The sequence below is a fragment of the Rhodococcus sp. MSC1_016 genome, assembly GCF_023667485.2.
Lineage (GTDB): Bacteria > Actinomycetota > Actinomycetes > Mycobacteriales > Mycobacteriaceae > Rhodococcus_F > Rhodococcus_F oxybenzonivorans.
This window is the reverse complement of record NZ_JAMOZI020000001.1, coordinates 3,671,684-3,691,877: the sequence shown is the minus strand read 5'-3', so window position 1 is coordinate 3,691,877 and position 20,194 is coordinate 3,671,684. Positions and strand designations below refer to the sequence as shown.

At 65.2% G+C, this 20,194-nt stretch carries 19 protein-coding genes; 4 read left to right on the top strand and 15 right to left on the bottom strand.

Annotated features, from left to right (window positions below; translation table 11 throughout):
• Nucleotide 1: 1 nt before the first annotated feature.
• The 7 genes from L1080_RS17000 to L1080_RS16970 all read right to left on the bottom strand — a co-directional run bounded on the left by L1080_RS17000 (nucleotide 2) and on the right by L1080_RS16970 (nucleotide 8,271).
• Entirely contained in the window at nucleotides 2-1,162 is a 1,161-nt protein-coding gene (locus L1080_RS17000) for a VWA domain-containing protein (RefSeq protein ID WP_250776257.1), read from the bottom strand.
• Entirely contained in the window at nucleotides 1,159-3,327 is a 2,169-nt protein-coding gene (locus L1080_RS16995; protein ID WP_250776255.1) for a DUF5682 family protein, read from the bottom strand. The genes L1080_RS17000 and L1080_RS16995 overlap by 4 nt, the downstream gene beginning before the upstream one ends.
• Nucleotides 3,324-4,427, bottom strand: coding sequence for an ATP-binding protein (locus L1080_RS16990; RefSeq protein ID WP_250776253.1), 1,104 nt, complete (start codon nucleotides 4,425-4,427; stop codon nucleotides 3,324-3,326). The genes L1080_RS16995 and L1080_RS16990 overlap by 4 nt, the downstream gene beginning before the upstream one ends.
• Nucleotides 4,424-5,899: a DUF5691 domain-containing protein gene (locus L1080_RS16985; RefSeq protein ID WP_250776251.1), complete on the bottom strand. Its 1,476-nt coding sequence runs from the start codon at nucleotides 5,897-5,899 to the stop codon at nucleotides 4,424-4,426. The genes L1080_RS16990 and L1080_RS16985 overlap by 4 nt, the downstream gene beginning before the upstream one ends.
• The gene (locus L1080_RS16980) at nucleotides 5,896-7,236 is read right to left on the bottom strand and encodes an SWIM zinc finger family protein (RefSeq protein ID WP_250776249.1); all 1,341 of its coding nucleotides are present in this window, start codon (nucleotides 7,234-7,236) and stop codon (nucleotides 5,896-5,898) included. The genes L1080_RS16985 and L1080_RS16980 overlap by 4 nt, the downstream gene beginning before the upstream one ends.
• A gap of 61 nt (nucleotides 7,237-7,297) precedes the next feature.
• Nucleotides 7,298-7,693: an antibiotic biosynthesis monooxygenase gene (locus tag L1080_RS16975; RefSeq protein ID WP_159920467.1), complete on the bottom strand. Its 396-nt coding sequence runs from the start codon at nucleotides 7,691-7,693 to the stop codon at nucleotides 7,298-7,300.
• 74 nt (nucleotides 7,694-7,767) lie between these two features.
• On the bottom strand, nucleotides 7,768-8,271 hold the full coding sequence (locus L1080_RS16970; RefSeq protein WP_159920469.1) for a GNAT family N-acetyltransferase: 504 nt from the start codon (nucleotides 8,269-8,271) through the stop codon (nucleotides 7,768-7,770).
• A 282-nt stretch (nucleotides 8,272-8,553) separates the two neighbouring features.
• Here L1080_RS16970 and L1080_RS16965 point away from each other — a divergent pair, with 282 nt between their 5' ends.
• The 4 genes from L1080_RS16965 to L1080_RS16950 all read left to right on the top strand — a co-directional run bounded on the left by L1080_RS16965 (nucleotide 8,554) and on the right by L1080_RS16950 (nucleotide 12,353).
• Nucleotides 8,554-9,096 carry a MarR family winged helix-turn-helix transcriptional regulator gene (locus L1080_RS16965; RefSeq protein WP_250776247.1) on the top strand — a complete coding sequence of 181 codons (543 nt, stop codon included), beginning with the start codon at nucleotides 8,554-8,556 and terminating at the stop codon, nucleotides 9,094-9,096.
• Nucleotides 9,089-10,888 carry an AMP-dependent synthetase/ligase gene (locus L1080_RS16960; protein ID WP_250776245.1) on the top strand — a complete coding sequence of 600 codons (1,800 nt, stop codon included), beginning with the start codon at nucleotides 9,089-9,091 and terminating at the stop codon, nucleotides 10,886-10,888. Before L1080_RS16965 ends, L1080_RS16960 begins: the two co-directional genes overlap by 8 nt.
• 17 nt (nucleotides 10,889-10,905) lie before the next feature.
• Nucleotides 10,906-11,754, top strand: coding sequence for a patatin-like phospholipase family protein (locus L1080_RS16955; protein ID WP_250776243.1), 849 nt, complete (start codon nucleotides 10,906-10,908; stop codon nucleotides 11,752-11,754).
• A 104-nt stretch (nucleotides 11,755-11,858) separates the two neighbouring features.
• A complete protein-coding gene (locus tag L1080_RS16950) occupies nucleotides 11,859-12,353 on the top strand; it encodes a GNAT family N-acetyltransferase (RefSeq protein WP_250776241.1) in 495 nt (164 codons plus the stop codon).
• A gap of 3 nt (nucleotides 12,354-12,356) precedes the next feature.
• Here L1080_RS16950 and L1080_RS16945 read toward each other — a convergent pair whose 3' ends face one another.
• The 8 genes from L1080_RS16945 to L1080_RS16910 all read right to left on the bottom strand — a co-directional run bounded on the left by L1080_RS16945 (nucleotide 12,357) and on the right by L1080_RS16910 (nucleotide 20,192).
• Nucleotides 12,357-13,121 (bottom strand): amino acid ABC transporter ATP-binding protein, encoded by a 765-nt coding sequence (locus L1080_RS16945; protein ID WP_284708731.1) that lies wholly within the window; start codon nucleotides 13,119-13,121, stop codon nucleotides 12,357-12,359.
• On the bottom strand, nucleotides 13,118-13,786 hold the full coding sequence (locus tag L1080_RS16940; RefSeq protein ID WP_159920481.1) for an amino acid ABC transporter permease: 669 nt from the start codon (nucleotides 13,784-13,786) through the stop codon (nucleotides 13,118-13,120). Before L1080_RS16940 ends, L1080_RS16945 begins: the two co-directional genes overlap by 4 nt.
• Nucleotides 13,787-13,811: 25 nt before the next feature.
• On the bottom strand, nucleotides 13,812-14,600 hold the full coding sequence (locus L1080_RS16935) for an amino acid ABC transporter substrate-binding protein (protein ID WP_250776239.1): 789 nt from the start codon (nucleotides 14,598-14,600) through the stop codon (nucleotides 13,812-13,814).
• A 245-nt stretch (nucleotides 14,601-14,845) separates the two neighbouring features.
• A complete protein-coding gene (locus tag L1080_RS16930; protein ID WP_250776237.1) occupies nucleotides 14,846-15,607 on the bottom strand; it encodes an SDR family NAD(P)-dependent oxidoreductase in 762 nt (253 codons plus the stop codon).
• A gap of 148 nt (nucleotides 15,608-15,755) precedes the next feature.
• The gene (locus L1080_RS16925) at nucleotides 15,756-16,949 is read right to left on the bottom strand and encodes a thiolase family protein (protein ID WP_250776235.1); all 1,194 of its coding nucleotides are present in this window, start codon (nucleotides 16,947-16,949) and stop codon (nucleotides 15,756-15,758) included.
• Between the two features lie 225 nt (nucleotides 16,950-17,174).
• A complete protein-coding gene (locus tag L1080_RS16920; protein ID WP_250776263.1) occupies nucleotides 17,175-18,290 on the bottom strand; it encodes an NDMA-dependent alcohol dehydrogenase in 1,116 nt (371 codons plus the stop codon).
• 302 nt (nucleotides 18,291-18,592) lie between these two features.
• A complete protein-coding gene (locus L1080_RS16915; RefSeq protein ID WP_250776233.1) occupies nucleotides 18,593-19,714 on the bottom strand; it encodes an LLM class flavin-dependent oxidoreductase in 1,122 nt (373 codons plus the stop codon).
• Nucleotides 19,715-19,790: 76 nt separating this feature from the next.
• Nucleotides 19,791-20,192, bottom strand: a complete 402-nt coding sequence (locus L1080_RS16910) for a nuclear transport factor 2 family protein (RefSeq protein ID WP_250776231.1) — start codon at nucleotides 20,190-20,192, stop codon at nucleotides 19,791-19,793.
• Between the last annotated feature and the right edge of the window lie 2 nt (nucleotides 20,193-20,194).

The window sequence follows — 20,194 nt, the reverse complement described above, 5'->3', positions numbered from 1 at the left end:
GTCACTCCCTTTGAAGACTGTCTGCCCACCTGCGAATGTCGCCGCGTTCCAGTGCGAGCGCCAGCAGTTCCGGGAACTTGTCCGGTGTGCAGGCGAACGCGGGAATCCCGAGAACACTCAGGGCCGCCGCGTTGTCGTGGTCGAACGACGGGGCGCCGTCGTCGGACAGTGCCAGCAGCACGATCACCTGGACCCCGGCAGTCTTCATGGCAGACATCCGCCGCAGCATCTCGCCGCGGATTCCGCCCTCGTACAGGTCCGAGATGAGCACGAACAGCGATTCGGTCGGTCTGTCGATCAGCGACTGGCTGTAGGCGATGGCCCTGTTGATGTCGGTGCCGCCGCCGAGCTGCGTGCCGAAGAGGACGTCCACGGGATCGGACAGTTTGTCTGTCAGATCCACGACCGCAGTGTCGAAGACGACGAGCGAAGTTTTCAATGCGCGCATCGATGCGAGAACGGCGCCGAAGACGGAGGCGTAGACGACGCTCGACGCCATCGACCCCGACTGGTCGATGGCGAGGACGACGTCGCGGTGCACCGACGGTGATCGACGTCCGTACCCGATCATCCGTTCCGGCACTACGGTCTTGTACTCGGGAAGATAGTGGGCGAGGTTGGCGCGGATGGTGCGGTTCCAATCGACGTCGCGGAGCTTCGGATTGGTGGTGCGCGCAGCCCGGTTGATGGCGCCGGTCACCGCGGTCCGTGTTTTCTGCGCGATGCGTTCCTCGATCTGCCGGACCACTGTGTCGACAACCATGCGAGCGGTGGCTTTGCTCGTTTCGGGCATCACCCGATTGAGGCTCAGCAGCGTGCCGACGAGGTGGACGTCGGGTTCGACGGCGTCGAGCAGTTCGGGTTCGAGCAGCAACTCGGTGAGCCCGAGCCGGTCGACGGCGTCCTTCTGCATCACCTGGACGACGGTGCTGGGGAAGTACGTCCGGATGTCGCCGAGCCACCGCGCCACCTTCGGCGCCGAGCTTCCCAGGCCGGCACCTCGTCGACGGCTGCCGGTGTCCTCCTTGTTCGCGTCGTAGAGGGCGGACAGCGCCCCGTCCATCGCGGCATCCGATTTGGAGCCCAGCCCGCCCGTCGACTCCTCGGCGGCGTCACCGAGCAGCAACCGCCACCGTCGTAACCGCTCGACGTCTTCGCTCACGACGGCACTCCCAGAACGTCGGCCACCGTGCGGATCGCGACTGCGGCCCGCCGCGGGTCGATCGGAGCTGCAGCTTCGGTTCGGTTTCCGCCCTGCACTGACTGGCCGATCGCCTGACGTTCCCCGGTGTCGAAGGCGCCGAATGTTCGCCGCAGCAACGGCAGCGTGTCGACGAAGTCCTGATCACCCAGTCCCGATACCCACGTATCGAGCAGGCGGAGCAGTTCCCGATCGTGGACGAGAAGCAGGCCACCGCCGCCGAGGAAGCCGTCCACCCATCCTGCCTTCGCGGACGGTGTGGCGCCGACGGACAGTGCCCGCGACAACCTGGTCGCGGAGTCGGTTTCGCTGATCGCGCCGGCGTCGCGGAGCAGCCGGACCGTCCGGCCGATCACCAGGCCGTTCACATCGCTGCGATCGACGAGCCCGGCGAGAGCGCCCAGCCATCGTTTCGACGCGCGATCCTCGTCGCGGAGCATCACGGCGGCATGGACCCCGTCGATCGCCCGGCGCATTTCGATCGCGCTGTCGTCGTCCAATCCCGACAGCGCCGATCCCAGTCCCGCGCAGATCCGCACCAGGAGGCTGTCGTTGACGCGGGCGAGGGACGAGATGTCGGTGCCGCGGACGTCGCCGTAGCGGAGGGTCCGGGTGAGGGACGGCAGCGCATCCATCAAATGCATCACGTCGTGGTCGAGGGCGGCGGCCGTGTCGAGCGCACGGAGCAGTTCGGGCAGCGCATCGGTGAGGTTCGACAGCAGCGCCTGCTCGAGAAGTGCGGTGAGCTGGGCGAGGGAGACGTCCTCGTCCGACGCTTCGGCCCGCACCTTGGCGGTGGCTGCGGCCTCGACTGTCGTTCCCCAGAGTGATGCCTCGATGATGGCGACGGCGAGTTCCGGCTTCCAGGTCAGTGACCACGTTTCGCGGAACGTCCCGGTGGCGTTGATCTCGCTGTCCGCGGGAACGCCCCACCCGACCCCCAGGAGCTGCAGACGGTGGAGTAATTGGGAGCGCGTGACGTCGATGTCCTTGCGGAGATCGAGGTCGAGTGTCTTCTCCGTGGCCTGTTGCTTGAGGCGGAGCGTTTTTGCCCGTGCACGCAGGTCGGCGTCGAGCGGGACGGTGGGTGTGTCGTCCGGGACGCCGCCGAGTGCCTCACCGACCACGAGTCTCCGGGTGATCAGGTCGAGCAGGACGTCGTTGCCGTCGCACATCACGGCGCGGGTTGCCTCGGTAACCTCGGACAGGCCGGCCAGGGGACGTGAGCGCATGGCGGCCAGGGTGTCTGCCAGGCGTACCGCCTCGATGACGTGCGCGCTCGACACCGGGAGGTCCTCGGCGCGCAGCACGCGGGCCACCTTGGTGAGCCATCGTGGGATCGTTCGGTCGCCGGCGGTGAAGAGGTGGTGGTACCAACCCGGTGAGGTGATGCCCGCTCCGTACCCCGAGGCCGTGGACAGACGCGAATGGGTCCACGGAACCCACGTCAGTGAGGTTTTGATCTTCGGCAGGCCCTTGAGGATTCGCGCATCGGCGGTGGCGGGGCCGAGGGGCCCGGAGAGCGCCGGCGCATGCCAGGCGCCACAGATCACCGCCACGCGCTGAGCGCCGCCCTTGATGGCCTTGCGCAGCGTCTGGCGCATGTAGGCCTCGCGTCTTCTCGTCTCCTCGTCGAGGTCGGTGGCATTGCGCAGAACGGACATCGCTTCGGTGATGGCGTCGAACGAGTCTGCGCCGGTGCCGGATTCGACGACTGCGTCCCACCAGCGTTCAGTGTCATCGTATCCGGCAGCCGCGGCGAGCTGGGCCAACGGGTCTGTGCGATCGGTTTCGGCGGATTCGGCGGCGAGCGTGTGGGCAGCCGGGAGATCACAGAACCGCACGTCGACTCCGTGCTCCGCGGACCACGAGAGTGCCTGCCACTCGGGGGAAAACACTGCGAAAGGCCAGAACGCAGCCGTCCGCGGTTCCCCGGTGGCGTAGGCCAGCAATGCCACCGGCGGTTTCATGGCGTCGGCGGCCGTCAGTGTGATCAGCGGGTCGGCGTCCGCGGGTCCTTCGATCAGGACTGCATCGGGAGTGAACGCTTCGAGTGCGCGTCGCACCGACCGTGCCGATCCGGGCCCGTGATGGCGGATGCCGAAGACACGGACATCGGGACTCACCCGGTGACCTCACGGCAGGCTCGGTAGAAGTCCGACCAGTCCTCGCGTTCACGGACAACCGCTTCGAGATACTCCGTCCACACCACCTTGTCTGCCACCGGATCCTTCAGTACGGATCCGAGGATGCCTGCGGCCACATCGGAGGGCCCCAGCGTGCCGTTGCCGAAGTGCGTGGCGAGCGCCAGTCCGTTGGTCACCACGGAGATGGCCTCCGCGGTCGACAATGTTCCGGACGGCGACTTCAGCTTGGTACGACCGTCCGAGGTGGCGCCGGAGCGTAATTCGCGGAACACGGTGACTACTCGGCGAATCTCGTCGACCGTCGCGGGGATTTTCGGCAGTTCGAGTGAGGCGCCCAATTGCTCGACGCGCCGCGTGACAATGGCGACCTCGTCCTCCTCGCTGGCGGGCAGCGGCAGGACCACCGTGTTGAAGCGCCTGCGGAGTGCGGAGGAGAGGTCGTTCACACCGCGGTCCCGGTCGTTGGCGGTGGCTATCAGGTTGAAACCCTTGGCTGCCTGCACTTCGATGCCCAATTCGGGCACCGGCAGGGTTTTCTCCGAGAGCACGGTGATGAGCGCGTCCTGCACGTCGGCCGGAATCCGGGTGAGCTCCTCGACTCGGACGATCCGGCCGCTCTCCATCGCGGTCATCACCGGGGAGGGGACGAGGGCTCCCGCGGTGGGGCCTTCGGCCAGGAGCCGGGCGTAGTTCCATCCGTACCGGATGGCCTCCTCCGGTGTTCCGGAAGTTCCCTGGATCAGTAGCGTCGACGTTCCGGAAATCGCGGCCGAAAGATGTTCGGACACCCACGTCTTGGCTGTCCCGGGGACACCGAGGAGCAGGAGTGCCCGATCGGTGGCGAGGGTAGCGACTGCGACTTCCATCAACCGGCGGGGGCCGACGTATTTGGGGGTGATCACGGTGCCGTCGTCGAGTTCGCCCCCGAGTAGGTACGTGACGACGGCCCACGGCGACATCTTCCAGGACGGCGGCCGCGGCCGGGTGTCCTGGGCGGCGAGGGTCGCGAGTTCTTCGGCGTAGTCCTGCTCGGCATGGGGACGCAGCAGGTCGGCCTGGCCGGCCACGATCTCGGTCACTCGAGCTCCTTCAGCAGCGTTCGGCGGTGTTCGATGTTGGCGGCGGCCGTCGAGAACGCCTGCTGCCAGCCGGGGTCGCGGGTGCGTTCGGTGGCCGCGTGGAGCAGGGGAACCGCACTGAACGGGAAGTGTGTCTCGGCGCTGCGCAGCGTCGAGTAGTGGCTGTGCCGGGACAATTGTCCGAGCTCCTTGCCTGTCGAGGCGTGCCGCACCGCGATGTCCTCGAATCGGGCGATGATGCGTTGCGCAAGTTCGAGGGGCCACGGGTGCGGGAGATCGTCGAACAGTGCCGCCCCGTCCACGCCCAGCAGGTAGGAGTCGGCGTGGCCGGCGAGTATGTACTCCAGCCGCTCACCGGCGGGAACGAGGGGGACGACGCGCCGCTCGGTTTGCCTGCCCTGTTTGTGCAGGAAGGCGGACGCCCATCGCGGGTTGCGCTGCATCACTGTCGCGTTGACCCAGGCCTCGGTCATCACATCACGCCATTGGTCCTCGATGCGGATGTCCAGGGCCTGGGATGCGGATCCGATCATGTCGTCCCACACCGACAGTGGTGCCGCGGTGACCACTATTCGCAGCCACCAACTCCGAATTCCCTTGTTCTTGAAGTGCACGTTTTCGATGCCGTCACGCCGCGCCGAATCATCGAGCGAACCCGGCATGTTTACCACGAGGCGGGTGCGGAGAGGCTTCTTCTCCACCCGCACCCACGCGCGGGCGCGGGAGGCCATCCGCTGCGCGTACGCCGAGCGGGGAAGTTGGCGCAGCAACTGGACTGCATGCTGGCGAACATCTTTACGCCGGTCGTCGAGTGCGTGCTCGAGGAGGGCGGCGTCCGCGTCGCCGAGCCCGGTGGCCAGTGCTGCGATGAACGCGGCCCGGTGCTCGCCGCGTTCGGTATCCCACGTTCGTCGCAGTTCCGCCGTGGCGGCCGCCGGATTCACCGAGCGCATCGCCGTGAGCCACTGCAGACGTTCCGGATGGGAGCCGCGATGCCACACCTCGAGGCGATCGGCTGTCCGCCGGAGCATCGACCATTCCGGGTTCTGGGCGGCCAGCCACTGTCCGCGTGGTCCGGTGAGTCGGAGAATGTTCTCCCGGTGCGTGTCGTTGCTCCGTGCCGCGGACATCAGGTCGGCGACGAGATGATCCGGCGCCCGGTACCCGCGCTCGACGGCTACGGCGAACCACTCCGTCAGTGTCCACGACTTGGCGGCGAGCAGTTGCATCAGGTGGTCGGCCGCCGCCGGGGGCAGTTGCACTCGGTCGTCCTCGTCGGCGGGCGCAGGCACGACGTGCAGGGAGGCGGTGACCCCGCCGGCTCGATGGGCATTTTCCAGAGCGGCCGCGCCCAGCAGCACTTCGGCAGGATCGCCGGTAATCGATCGCGCCAGTTGCCCCGTGGCGAGGTCCTGCAGTGCGGGAGTGGACCGGGCCGTACCCAGGAGAGCCGTCGACAGAAGCTCGCTCATCGTCTTCTGCCTGCCGTGCGGGTCGAGACGGACGGTGCCGTTGCGGATACGAGCGAGTGGACGACACCGCGGTCGAACACGGACACCGGAGTCAGTGCCTCACTGTTCCAGTCACCGCACACGGTGACCGGGTGGCCGCCGGAGATGCCGAGCAGTGTCCACAGATTTCTCTCGTCACCGGTGACCGGCAACGCTCGCCCTTCGGCGTCGACCAGCAGCCATCCCTCGTCCGTGATCGTCGGCGTGACACCGCCCAGCAACACGGGCCACGAACGAACCCACGGGTCGGCGCCGATGACGTGGGCGAAGGCGTCGAGGGCCGGGTCGATGCCTCCCGCGGGAAGCGTCGTGAACGGCTCTGCCGCACCGTGGCCGGCGCCCCACTGCGCGCGCAACGGCGCGGCGCCGGGATAGAAGTGCAGATCCGCGTCGACGAGGGAACCGAGCGGCGGAACGGCGTTCGCGAAGTTCGGTGTGCCGTGGGCGAAATCGAGCAAGAGTGCCCAACGGCCGTGATCCCGGCCGAGTAACCACACCTTGCGGGTGAAAAGCCGTTTCTCTTCGGTGGTCTGGGAGCCCAGCACCATCCACCGATCACGCACAGCCGGTTCACCACGCACCCTGTCGGTGGAGACCGGGTATCCCACGTGGGCGCGGACCGTCGCCCGCAACGGCTCCGGCAGTTCGGGGAGACGACGATGCGCGACCACGAGTAGATGCAGCTTGGCGTACTCGGCAAGCAATCTCACCGGCCAGTCGGGGCGCAACGCGACAGTGAAGGCGAGCCGACGCAGCGCCGATGCGACGCCGGGAGCCTGTGCGTCGACCATTCGCGCCGCAACGGCATCGAATGCGGCGGGTGACGTGTCCGTGGATCCCAGCCCACCGCGGATCTGATCGGTGAGCCACAGATCGAGTTCGTCGAGGCCCGCGGCCACCCGATCGGCTCGACGTTCGGCAGACTTCCCCTGGGCGGTCGACGGGGGAGCAGGCGGACCGGGCTCGCTTGCCCGCGTGGCCCGTCGTCCCAGCCATTCGCGCGCAAACGGCGGGAAGTCAGCCGCGTCCGGGACCCGCCCCTGCGACCAGAGAAGGAGTAGCCCGAGCGCATGCTTGCAGGGGAATTTCCGGCTCGGACACGAACACGAGAAGGCGGGCCCGTCGAGATCGACCACGGTGCGGTATGGGCTCCTGCCGCTACCCTGGCACAGTCCCCACAGTGCGGTGCCGGTGTGGCCGGTATCCGACCACGACGCCGAGAGCGTGCGTGCGGCAGCGAGAGAGCCGGCATCGGTCGCGACCGATGCGACCTGTCCCTCCGACCAAGGCGACGTCACGTCAGTCACCGTAGGCGAGTAGTCCGACATGCAGGGAAGAGGGTGCGCTCACAGGCACGGTCTAGCTGGGTGTGGGCGTACCGGAGTCGGGCAACCGGTCCGCGGGCCGGGGTGGGTCGAACAATCCCGCGATGCTCGATATCCGGTCGGTGGAATCTTCGACGGCGATGTTCTCGCCGGTCCGCAACCATCCGTTCCGCAGCGAAGACGTCAGCCAATTGTCCAGGGCCGCCTGCGTCTCGAACTTGAGGACGATGACGCACACAGCGGACGTGCTGCTCTCCTTGAGCCATCCGCCGCCGAGGAAACCGGGGAAGAGGCGTGCCAGACCGAGGCCGACCTGAATCCAATCGGCGAATTCTTCTTCGCACCCCTGGCTGACCCGCCGGACGATGGTCGTCGTCACGGACGTGTCGACGACGTCGCCCGTTCGGACGCTGTCGGCGGCGTTCGTCACTGTCGTTACCTCGGATCCTGCTTGTCTATTGGCAAACTACCAGCGGCTCGGGGGCTGCACACTGTCCACTCGCCTCAGAGTTGATAGAACGGCGCGGCGTACCGGAACATTCCCGACAGGGCGGAGTCCCAGGTAGTGAGACGGCGAACCTGGAAATGGGACGACCAGGAAGGCTCGTCCGGTTCGATCCCGAGGGAGGATCCGGCGACGAACCCGAACCGGGGGTAGTACTCGAGGTGGCCCAGCAGTGCTACCAGCGGTTCGTCACGGGAATCAGCGGCGCCGAGGGCGGCATGCATGAGCGCCGAACCGACCCCACCGCGCTGGTGGCCCGGCAGCACACCGAGGGGGCCCAATGCCAGCACCGGCGTCGAAGCAACGGTGGCCCGGGTCAGACACACGTGTCCGATCACCGACTCGTGCCACTCGGCGACGAAGGACAGCGGCGGAATCCACGCCTGGCTCGACCGGAGTCGCTCGACGAGGTCGACCTCGACGGGGGCGTCGCCGTCGAAGGCCTGGCGATGGACCTCGGCGATCGCGGCGACGTCGTGGGCAGTTTCCCGTCGTATGAGCATGTTCGACAGACTGCCGCGAGAATTCTGTCCGTCGCAACGAATTTATGCGGCGGTTTGCTGCTGGCCGATAGCTGGACCCGGAGCCCGTGCACAGAAGGTTCTGAGCGATGCCGGGCAGATACCGCCGCAGCATCGGGAGTCGGCACTGGGCGAAGCGTTCTCCAATTGTGACCCTCGAGGGTTTCCCGCTTTCGGGTTTTTCCGGGTCGGGGATAGCAGTATGAGCACCACGCGTGACTGTGTCGGCCGCCGCGGCGGGTCGAGGAGCGGCAAGGGAAGTGGGTGCGGGTGGCCGAGGCGCGGGAGTCTCGATATAGTTGCAGTGTGCAACACAACGAGGTCGAATCGGGTGAGTCGTCCGCATCGGGCGTCGTGGCTGTCCATGACGAACTCGTCCGGCTCGTCCGCCAGCTCGTCGCCGGCGACGGACCTCCGGCGGGTTCGCCGACATTCGCTCAACATTCGCTGCTCTCGTACATCGCCCGCAATCCCGGGTGCCGGGCCACCCAGATCTCCGAGTCCTTCGGAGTGCACCGCTCCACGGTGTCGCGCCAGCTGCGTGTCTGCATCGACGAGGGGTGGGTGCGGGCCGAGGCCGGACCGCTTCGCAGCGGCCATCCGCTGACCCTCACCGACGCCGGTGTCGCCGTGCTTGCGGGTGCGGATGCCCGACGGGTAGAGGAGGTGCGCGACCGGATGGCGTCCTGGTCGGACCGTGACATCGCCGCGTTCGCCGATCATCTGCGCCGATTCCGCCATGGCGGCGACGACCCTTCGCGGCGCCCCTCGACCTTCGGAAGCAACGGAGACGACACCCGTGCGTGAGTTCACGAGCCCGCCGACCTTCAGCGTCTCCGAGCACGAGAACGCGGTCTTGACGGTGTTCGCACATGCCGAGAGCACGCCCGACCGGGTGATGTACGCCCGACCGGAGGCCAATGGCTGGGTCGACGTGACGGCCAAGGATTTCGCCGCACTCGTCACCGGGGTCGCGAAGGGCCTCATCAGCCATGGTGTCCGACCGGGCGACCGGGTAGCACTGCTGTCGTCCACTCGGTTCGAGTGGTCCTTGCTCGACTACGCCATCTGGGCGACCGGTGCGGCCTCGGTTCCGGTCTACGACTCCTCGTCGCCCGATCAGATCCGGTGGATCATCGAGGACTCCGGGGCGGTGGCTGCCGTGGTGGAGACGCCGGCTCATGCGGCGAGTTTCGAGGGCGACGGCATCCCGTACACGTTGAAGCACATCTTCACCATCGACGAAGATGCGGTGGGCACCCTCATCAAGGACGGACGCTCGGTCGACGACTCCGAGGTGTTCAAGCGAGTCGTCGCGCTGACCGCCGGCGACCTCGCGTCGCTGGTATATACCTCCGGTACCACCGGAAGACCCAAAGGGTGCATTCTCACGCACCGCAACTTCTTGTCGGAGGTGCGGGCCCTCCTCGCTGCGCCGATCGGGGACGTGGCGCGTCCCGGCAACCGTGTCCTCACCTTCCTTCCCCTGGCACACGTCCTCGCCCGGGCGGTGTCCCTGGCGATGTTCGAGGCCGGGGCCACCCAGGCACACTGGTCCGATTTCGGGACGGTCACGGGAGAATTCGAACGTTTTCGCCCGCATACGATCCTCGGTGTTCCACGGGTCTTCGAGAAGGTGCGCGACGGTGCCGCCCGTAAGGCGGCATCCGGTGGTGGCCTGCAGAAGCGGATCTTCGACTTCGCCGAGACGACGGCCGTCGAGTACAGCCGGGCCCAGGACAACGGTGGGCCGGGACCGTTGCTCGCGCTGCGCCGCGCCGTCGCCGACAAGTTGGTCTACGCGAGGCTGCGGGCAGCCTTGGGCGGCGACTGCTGGTGGGCGATCTCGGGAGGCGGAGCGCTCATGCCGAGCCTCGGGCATTTCTTTCGCGGGATGGGCGTACCCGTGTACGAAGGCTACGGACTCACCGAATCCACTGCCGCGCATTGTGTGAACGTTCCCGGGGCGCAGAAGATCGGGACGGTGGGCAGGCCGCTCGGCGGACAGGGTGTGCGCGTCGCCGAGGACGGTGAGATCGAATTGTGCGGTGACGTCGTCTTCGGCGGCTACTGGCGCAACGAGCACGCCACTCGGGAGGCGCTGCACGACGGCTGGTTCCGCACCGGTGATCTGGGCTACCTCGACGACGAAGGCTTTCTCACCATCACCGGACGCAAGAAGGACCTTCTGATCACCGCAGGGGGCAAGAACGTGTCACCGGGGCCCCTCGAGGATCGGCTGCGCTCGCACACACTGGTGTCGCAGGCCGTGGTCGTGGGTGACGGTCGCCCGTTCATCGGTGCGCTGCTCACCGTCGACCCCCAGGAATTCGACAAGTGGAAGGCAGCTCACGGGCGACCTGTCGACGCATCGGTCGCCGATCTGCGCGAAGACGAGGAATTGCGCGCGGAGCTTCAGGATGCCGTCGACGACGCGAATACCACCGTCTCCCACGCCGAGTCGATCAAACGGTTCGTCATCCTCGACCGCGACCTCACCGAGGCGGACGGGGAATTGACGGCCACCTTGAAGATCAAGCGTCCAGTTGTGACCGAACGCTTCGCCGCCGATATCGATGCGCTGTTTCGCCGGACCTGACCGGTTACCGTGGCGACATGACGACCGCATTCGTTCTGTCGGGTGGAGCGAGCCTCGGAGCCATCGAGGTCGGAATGCTGCAAACCCTCATAGGCAGGGGAATTCGCCCCGATCTCATCGTCGGAACTTCTGTGGGAGCGCTCAACGGCGCTTGGCTGGCGGCCGGGTCCTCGGAATCGGATCTACGTGAACTGGCCGATCTGTGGCGCGGGCTGAAGCGGAGCTCGGTGTTCCCGACCGGCCTGTTCACCGGCTTCGTGGGTTTCGTCGGGATCGACAATCATCTGGTCTCCAACCGGGGAATCCGGCGGATCCTCGAAAAGCACCTGCGCTTCGGGCGGATGGAGGACGCTCCGATCCCGCTCCACGTGATCGCCGCCGATGTGCTGACCGGCAAGGACGTTCGGCTGTCGAGCGGTCCCGCTGTCGATGCCGTCCTTGCCAGCGCTGCCATTCCGGGGATTCTCCCGCCGGTAGTCGTCGAGGGTCGCGCGCTGGTGGACGGTGGCGTGGTCAACAACACCCCGATCTCGCATGCCATCGAACTCGGTGCCACGACGGTGTGGGTACTGCCCACCGGATATGCCTGCACGCTGTCCGAGGTTCCCCGCAGCGCACTCGGGATGGCTCTGCTCGGGGTGACGCTCGCGATTAATCAACGCCTCGCACTCGACATCGAACGTTATGAGGGCGCCGCCGACATCAAGGTCGTGCCACCCCTCTGCCCACTGGACACCAGCCCCGCAGATTTCGGCGACGCGGACGAGTTGATACGGCGGGCCCGCGAGCAGACTGCGCAATGGCTCGACGAGGCCCCCGTCGAGGTCGGGCAGGCAGACCTGCTTCTGCCACACATGCACAGATAGAGCTTCAGCGGCTACGCGGACACTGTAATCCCGGTCACATCACCGCAGATCGACACGGGCGCAGCGGTGATTTGATTTCACCGTGGGGTCGCTACTGTGAGTGCATGGCGGTCACGGTGGAGCGGGCAGTGCTGGATCAGGCGGAAGACATCGTCCAGATGCACTGGGACGCAGAGGATTGGCTTGCCGAGCAGCAGATCGACCCGCCGTGCCGCGGTGATGTGTCGCTCGCCGATGTGCGTGAGCAGATCGAGGCCGGAGAATGGCGCGTCGCGCGCTCCGGTGGAATCGTGGCGGGCGCCCTGCGCGTGCTGCGCGCAGATCCCGACATCTGGGTCGACGACGAGGTTCCCGCTACCTACGTCGCGCGGGTGATGACGGATCGCCGCCATGCGAGCCCAGGGTTGGGAGCGCAACTGTTGCGGTGGGTGGACGAGCACGCCCGGAGTGAGGCCGTGTCCGTCGTCCGACTCGAGTGCGTGGAAACCAACAGCCGACTGCGCACGTACTACGAGGAGCAGGGTTTCTTCCTGGTGGGCCGCCGCGACTTCGAGGTCGAATGGCCCAGCGTCGTGCTGTTGGAGAAGGCCGTTCGCTGATGATCAGAGCGGATCGAGGATGCGGTGCAGGAATTGCCGTAGCCGCTGCCCGGTCGGGTTCGTCAGTAGGTCCTTCGCCGTACCGCGTTCGAGAACGACGCCGCCGTCGATGAACAGCACCTGATCGGCCACCTGCTGCGCGAACCGGATTTCGTGAGTCACGATCACCATGGTCCAGCCCTCGGTCGCAAGATCACGGATCACGCGGAGGACCTCGCCGACGAGTTCGGGGTCGAGTGCGGACGTCGGTTCGTCGAACAACATCAGTTTGGGCTTCAGTGCGAGTGCTCGAGCGATGCCGACGCGCTGTTGCTGGCCACCCGAGAGTTGATACGGGTACTGATCCGCCTTGTCCGCCAGCCCCACCTGAGTGAGCAGTGCGAGGGCGTCGGCGCGCGCTTCCTCTCTCGGCCGCTTCTGGACGACCACCGGACCCTCGGTGACGTTCTGAAGCACCGTCTTGTGCGGAAACAGGTTGTGGGCCTGGAACACCATGCCGCTCTGTGCCCGGAACCGAGCCAAGGTGGACCGGTCCACCTGGGCAGCGAAGTCGACCGACACCTCACCGATCGAGATCACGCCGGCGTCCGCGCGGTCCAGCGCATTGAGTGTTCGCAACACCGTGGTCTTTCCCGAACCGGACGGGCCGATGATCACGGTGACGGTGCCGGGCAGAACCTCGAAGCTGATGTCGCGCAGCACTCGATGTTCACCGAACGATTTCTCGACGCCGGAAACGTTGAGCAGTGGGGTGCGAGTGTCGGTCATCTGGCCACATACCTGTCGAGTCGGGCCTCGAGTCGGCCCTGAACGGCCGAGAGGACGATGCAGATCGCCCAGTAGTACAGCGCCGCGACACCGTACAGGGCGAAGAAGTCGAACGTGGGTGCGGCGGCGAGTTGCGCGACGCGGAAAAGTTCGGTGACGAGGATCGTCGAGGCCAGGGAGGTGTCCTTGACCAGCGAGATGAGCGTGTTGGACAGCGGCGGAACGGCGACGCGGGCCGCCTGCGGTAGAACGATCCGCTGCAACGTCGTGGTGTATCCCATGCCGATGGTCTGGGCGGCTTCCCACTGACCTTTCGGGATGGACAGGATCGCCGAACGAATGACTTCCGCGGCGTAACCCCCGACGTTGAGGCTGAACGCGATCACCGCCGCCGGGAACGGTTCGAGCGTCACCCCGAATTGCGGCAACGCGTAGAAGACGATGAACAGCTGCACCAGCAACGGTGTGCCCCGGATGATCGAGATGTAGAAGCGGGCCGCGATCGACAACGGCGTGATCGAGGAAATTCTGGCCAGCGCGACGAGCAGGGCAATGACCAAACCGATGGTGAAGCTGACGAGGGTCAGCGGAATCGTCATGGTGAGTGTGGCCTTCAGCATCGGCCACAGGTTGTCCAGGATCAGTTGGATCGTTGCGTCGTCCACTCCGGCGCTCCTCGTGCGTGCCGGCTCAGTTACTCGGCGCGGACACGTCGGTGCCGAAGTACTTGTCCGAGATCTTCGCCAGTGTGCCGTCGGCGCGCAGGTCGGCGAGTGCCTTGTCGATGTCGGACATCAGACCACTGTCCTTCCGGGCGGCGAAGGCCTGTTCGCTCGTGTCGCCGGTCTCGGCCGCGATCTTCACGCCCGCGTCATTCGTCTGCTTCTGATACTCCGCGACGGCGAGGTTGTCGTTGACGGTGGCGTCCACTCGTCCGTCCTTCAAAAGTGTGATCGCTTGTACGAAGCCCTCCACGGACTCGACGTTTGCCCCGGCGTCCCTTGCGACCTGGGCCCAGTTGCTGGTCGCGGATTGTGCTGCGGTCTTTCCGTTCAGATCGTCGAGTCCGGTGATCGAGTTGTCGTCGGCGCGGGTCACGATCACACCCTCCGACACCGTGTACGGCGTCGACAGGTCGTACTTCTGGGTGCGCTCGTCGTTCACGGTGACCTGGTTGGCGACCAGGTCGTACCGCTTCGCCTCGAGGCCGGCGAAGATGGAGTCCCACGGGGTCTGGGTGAACTCGACGGACACACCGAGTTTGTCACCGACGGCGCGGATGACCTCGACGTCATAGCCGGTGAGCTGGCCGTCGGGGCCCTGATAGCTGAACGGGGTGTAGGTGCCCTCGGTGCCTACCTTGAGGACGCCCGCCTCGCGCACCTGGTCGATGACCGGGCCGGAGTCGGAATTGCTGCATCCTGCCAGGGACAGGGCGGTCACAGCGGCGATCAGGATGGCCGTAAGTGTGCGTCGCACGGTGTTCCTCCTCGTTCGGCGGATCAGCTCACCGTACTGGTCGAGTGCGGTTCGGAGAGGATCTTCCGCGTACGACCTCGGCGAGCAGTTCCGGGTCGCTGGTTCCGTCGGCCCAGGCGTGGCAGGTATGGAGGCAGAAGCCGGCACCGAAGTGCCGATCTCCTCACGGCGGTCCGGCCGTCGGCAGCCAGTTATCACGTTGACCTCGAAGTCCGACTACGCCGCCCAAGCGATAGAGCCGCTGTCTACTTCGGTGCCATGCGGATGGCCCCATCGAGGCGGATGGTTTCACCGTTGAGCATGGCGTTGTCGACGATATGAGCCGCGAGAGCCGCGTACTCGGTGGCTCGGCCGAGGCGAGATGGGTGTGGAACTTGCTTGCCGAGTGAGGTTTGCGCATCCTCGGGAAGTCCGGCCAGCATCGGCGTTTCGAAGATTCCGGGTGCGATGGTGACTACTCGGATGAGATGGCGCGCAAGTTCGCGGGCAATCGGTAAGGTCATTGCCGCGACTCCACCTTTCGATGCCGCGTACGCCGGCTGACCGATCTGACCGTCGAATGCTGCTACGGATGCGGTGTCGATGATGACGCCACGCTCGCCGTCCACCGGCTCGGTCTGCGCAATCCTCTCGGCTGCAAGTCGAAGCACGTTGAAAGTTCCGATCAAGTTTATGCGAATTACCTGCTCAAAATCTGAGAGCGGAAGGGGTCCGCTCTTTCCGAGAACCTTGCCTGGCGTTCCCACGCCGGCGCAATTGACTACCACCCGCAAATCACCGAGGGATGCGGCGAAGTCGATCGCCGACTGGACGTCACCAGACGAGGTGACGTCGGCGGCCACGAAGTAGGCGCGCTTGCCCATCTCTTTCGCAGCGACGTCTCCTCCGGAGGATGGCAGATCCAGCAATACGACGTGTGCTCCACGCTCGTGCAAGGTGCGGGCGGTGGCATTGCCGAGGCCGGATGCTCCACCGGCGACGACGGCAACGGCTTCGGTGATGTTCATTGGTTCTCCTCTGTTCTGGACAACTGACGCATTGCCGACCGTGAATAGTTGTGGCCGTGTATGGCGAAGAATTGGACGGCCAATGCCGCTGCTTGCCTTCTGGATCGAGGGTCTTGGCCACCGGTGGAAACACTGTTGGGTGTCGGGGTCAGATGCGTTCGATGATGGTGGCGTTTGCCAGCCCACCGCCTTCACACATGGTCTGCAGGCCGTAGCGTCCGCCGGTGGTTTCGAGCTGGTTGACCAGTGTGCCGAGGAGGCGGGTGCCCGAGGAGCCGAGCGCGTGGCCGAGGGCGATGGCACCGCCGCGCGGGTTCAGCTTGGCCGGGTCGGCACCGAACTCGTGCGCCCAGGCCAGCGGCACCGGCGCGAAGGCCTCGTTGACCTCGTAGGCGTCGATGTCGTCGATGCTCAGCCCCGACTTCGCGAGGATCTTCTTCGTCGCCGGGATCGGGGCGGTGAGCATGAACACCGGGTCGTCGCCGGCAACGGAGAACGAGTGGAACCGCGCCCGCGGCGTCAGCCCCATCTGCGAGGCCATTTTCTCGCTCATGATCAGCGCCGCGGATGCGCCGTCGGTCAGCGGCGACGAGTTACCCGGGGTGATGTGCCACTGCGCCTCGGGGAACCGGGCCGCGTACTTTTCGGAGTAGAAGGACGACTTCAACCCGGACAGCCCCTCCGCGGTGGTCGAGGCGCGCATGGTCTCGTCGACGAGGTGCGTCACCGTCTCACCGGCCGCGTTGGTCACCTCGATCGGCAGGATTTCCTTGTCGAACAGCCCCTTCGCGGCGGCGTCGGCGGCACGCTGATGCGACTGCGCCGAGAAGGCGTCGAGGGTGTCGCGGTCGAACTTCCACTTCGCGGCGATCAGTTCGGCCGAGATGCCCTGGTTGACCAGGCCCTCGGGGTAACGAACGGCGATACCGGGACCGGAGGTGTCCTGCCCGAGTGTCGTACTGCCCAACGGAATCCGCGACATCGACTCCACCCCGGCGGCGATCACAATGTCGTAGGCGCCGGCGATAACGCCCTGCGCCGCGAAGTGCGCCGCCTGCTGACTCGAACCACACTGCCGGTCGATCGTGGTAGCCGGGACCGAATCCGGGAAGCCGGCCGACAGCACCGCGGTACGCGAAATGTTCACCGCCTGCTCACCGACTTGAGAAACGCAGCCGCCGATCACGTCGTCGACCTGCGCGGGGTCGATGCCGTTGCGCTCGACCAGGGTGCGCAGCACGTGCGCGAGGAGTTCGACCGGGTGGGTGCCGGACAGCGCGCCGCCCGGCTTGCCCTTACCGGAGGCGAGGCGGACGACGTCCACGATGACAGCGTCGGTCATATTGAGCCCTTCGAAAAGTTATGCGAGTTTCCTACGCGGGGGTGCAGTGTCGCAATCAGGAGTCGGCGATCGCATTCGTGCAGAGGGTTTTTGGACATCTTATGAAGTCGTTATTCGACGATGACTGCCGAAACCGACCCGGATACAGTTGTCGACGTGCCCGGGTTGGTTCCGGCATGCATGCCGCTCGAGGTCTGCGTCGCTGTAGCTAGCGGCATCGGAGGATCAGTAGATGATGACGCCGCGGATGTTGAGGCCAGCGTGCATGTCGGCGTACCCCTGATCGAGTTCGTCGAGGGAGTAGGTGCGAGTGATGATTTCGTCGAGTTTGAGTTGGCCGGCCTTATACATGTCCAGCATCTTGGTGACGTCCCACATCGGGGATACTCCGCCGAACATCGATCCCTGAATTCGCTTCTGATAGAGCGTCAGCTCGAAAGGAGAAATCGGCAGTCCGATGTGCGACGAGTCGCCAAGCGCAGTGAGTACGACGGTGCCGCGCTTCGCGACGGAATCGAAGGCTTCGGTGATGTGTTCGGGCTCGAGGGTGCCGACGGTGACGATGGTTGCCGCCGCGCCTTGCCCGTTGGTCAAGTTTCGGGCGATCTCGGTCGCCTCGGTCATGTCGGCGGCGGTGTGTGTTGCGCCGATCTCGAGTGCCTTCGATCGCTTGAATTCCACCGGGTCAACTGCAATGACGTTGGTAGCACCGCCGTGACGGGCTCCTTGCAAGGCGAAGGCGCCGATGCCACCGATGCCCATGACGATCACGGTGTCTCCGGGGACCGGCTGTGCCATGTTGAAACCGGATCCCCACCCGGTGTTGACGCCGCACCCCACTAAGCAGGCCTTGTCGAGGGGGATGGCTTTGTCGATCTTGACTGCGGATACCACGCCTACTGTGGTGTATTCGGAGAACGTAGAAACACCACACCACTGACCGACCGGTTTACCGTCGAGGGACATCCGCCAGCTCTGGGGGTCATCGAATCGGGAGCCGAGCATCAAGTGCTGTGCGAGGTCGCAGAGGTTGCCGTGGCCTGTTGCGCACATCTTGCAGCGTCCGCACTGCGGTAAACAGGAAAGTACGACATGGTCGCCGACCTCCCAGCCGGGAGTATGCGGGCCGACCATCTCCACAACGCCGGCTCCCTCGTGTCCGACACACATCGGAAAGTGGCCGATGCCCATGTGTCCCGCGGCGATGCTGGCCTCGGTGTGGCAGAGACCGGATGCTGCCATCTTGATAAGTAGTTCGCCCTGCCGAGGCTCGTCCAGATCCAGTTCGACGATCTCGAACTTACCTGGCTGTTCGCGCAGGATCGCTCCGCGGGTTTTGATCGTTGCCATGCTGATGCCTGCTCCTATATGTCTCGACGTGTGTTCACGAAATTCGAGTGCGGTGTCAGAGGCGACGCCTGGTAGCCGTCCTAGCGCGAGATGTGAATGCCGTTGATCGAGTAGAAGCGGTTACCGCAACGAGCCGAATTCCTGACTCCCGCATCCTGGCGAACTGGCTATACCGCCACGCTCCGATCGGCCGTTGCGTTCGTGGCTCGAAATCGAGTGAGTGGTCTGGAGACCAGCTTCCGGGGGCCTGATCCGGTGCGCGGAGCAGGCCCCCGGAAGCTGGTTCGACTTTGTTATCCGGCGGAGACGGCGGGCTGCGGAAGGGAAATCCTCGGCGCGACTTCGCTCTGGATCATCGCGAGAGAATTGAACCAGGGGGCGGGATCGTCGGAGTAGTCGTGGGATTCGATCTGCAGCGTGCCCCATCCGCCGCTGGCCTCGAACAACGTATTGATCTTGTCTACCACGGTGTCCGGCGAGCCCACACAGAACACGTTGTCGACAACCCATTCGAGATCGACATCGGCCCTGTCCGCTCCGGCGTCCTTGATGAATCCGTCCATCATGCCGAAGCGCCACCAGATCGGAATGAGGTAGCGCTCGAAGCAGTATCCGATAGGCCCTTCCATCACAAGCCGCTTGGCCTCCTTGTCCGTGTCAGCGACGAACACCGTCTGGGACACGTGATAGCGCGAACGATCAGTGACGTGCCCATTGGCCTCCGCGGCGGTGGAGTAGATGTCCCAGTGCATCTTCAGGGCGTCCAGCCCGGAGAAGATCGACATCGGTCGGAATCCGCGCTCGCCCGCGAACTGCATCGACGGTGACTTGGCGCTGAATCCGGTCACGGCGATTTCCGGTGCACCACCCCACGGACTGAGGTCGGCCAGCTTGTGCTGATCGTCGCCCTCGTCGCCGTGCTTCTCTTCCGGGTAGCCGGCGTTCCAGAAACGTCCTTCATAGAAGAAGGGTTCGCGTTTCCAGATTTTCTCCATGATGTCGAGGGACTCGCGGACCATCTCGTTGGTGAACTGGGTGTCTTGACCGTTCTTGATGCCATGAATGTACGAGGCGTCCGGATAGGCGCCGGCACCCACGCCGAGGAAGTACCGGCCCTCGAGGATCTGCGACAGCCAGCCCACCATGATCGCGAGCTTCGCCGGATTGTGGTGGGGAAGGATGTGAGCCATCGGCGCAAACTTGATCCGCTCGGTCTCGCGTGCGGCTGCTGCGATGATCAACTCTGGGTTGGGGATATTTTCCCAACGCTGTGATGCGTGCTCGGAGAACATGATCGAGTCGAAGCCGATCTTGTCGGTCTCGATGGCCTGCTTTACGCACCAGTCGAACGTCTGGCGCGCGGTCCGCTCGGGGCGCATGTACGGGTGAACGATGAGTCCTGTTTCCATTGCCATTGTTCTGTCCTTTCATCGGGTGAGGGTGTTCCTGGGCGAGGACTTTGTGGCCACGCGCCTCGCCGGGCGGGTCGGTTCAGGAATAGAAGATGTCGTAAGCGTGTTTGGTGTCCATGTACTCCTTGACGTGGATAATTTTTCCGTCAGCGACTTCGAATAAGAAGTGATATTGGTTTTTGTAGACGCGGCCATTGTTGAGTTCTGCATAGGACTCCGCCTCGACGGCAACTCGGTCACCCTGAGCGACGGCACCTGTAGTTGTAATCTGCAGTGCGCCTTCTCTATAGATGCTCGTTACACCGCGGAGGAGTTCACCAAGTCGCTTCTTGTCGTAGTTGCCCGACATTCCCTCGATCTGCCCTGACACCCAGTAAGTCGCATCGGGGTGGAGGCAATCCAGGATGGCATCCACGTCTCCTGTCGAGAACACCTTGGCGAAATTATTCGCAATTTCTATGTTTTGTTCCGGGGTTGTCACGT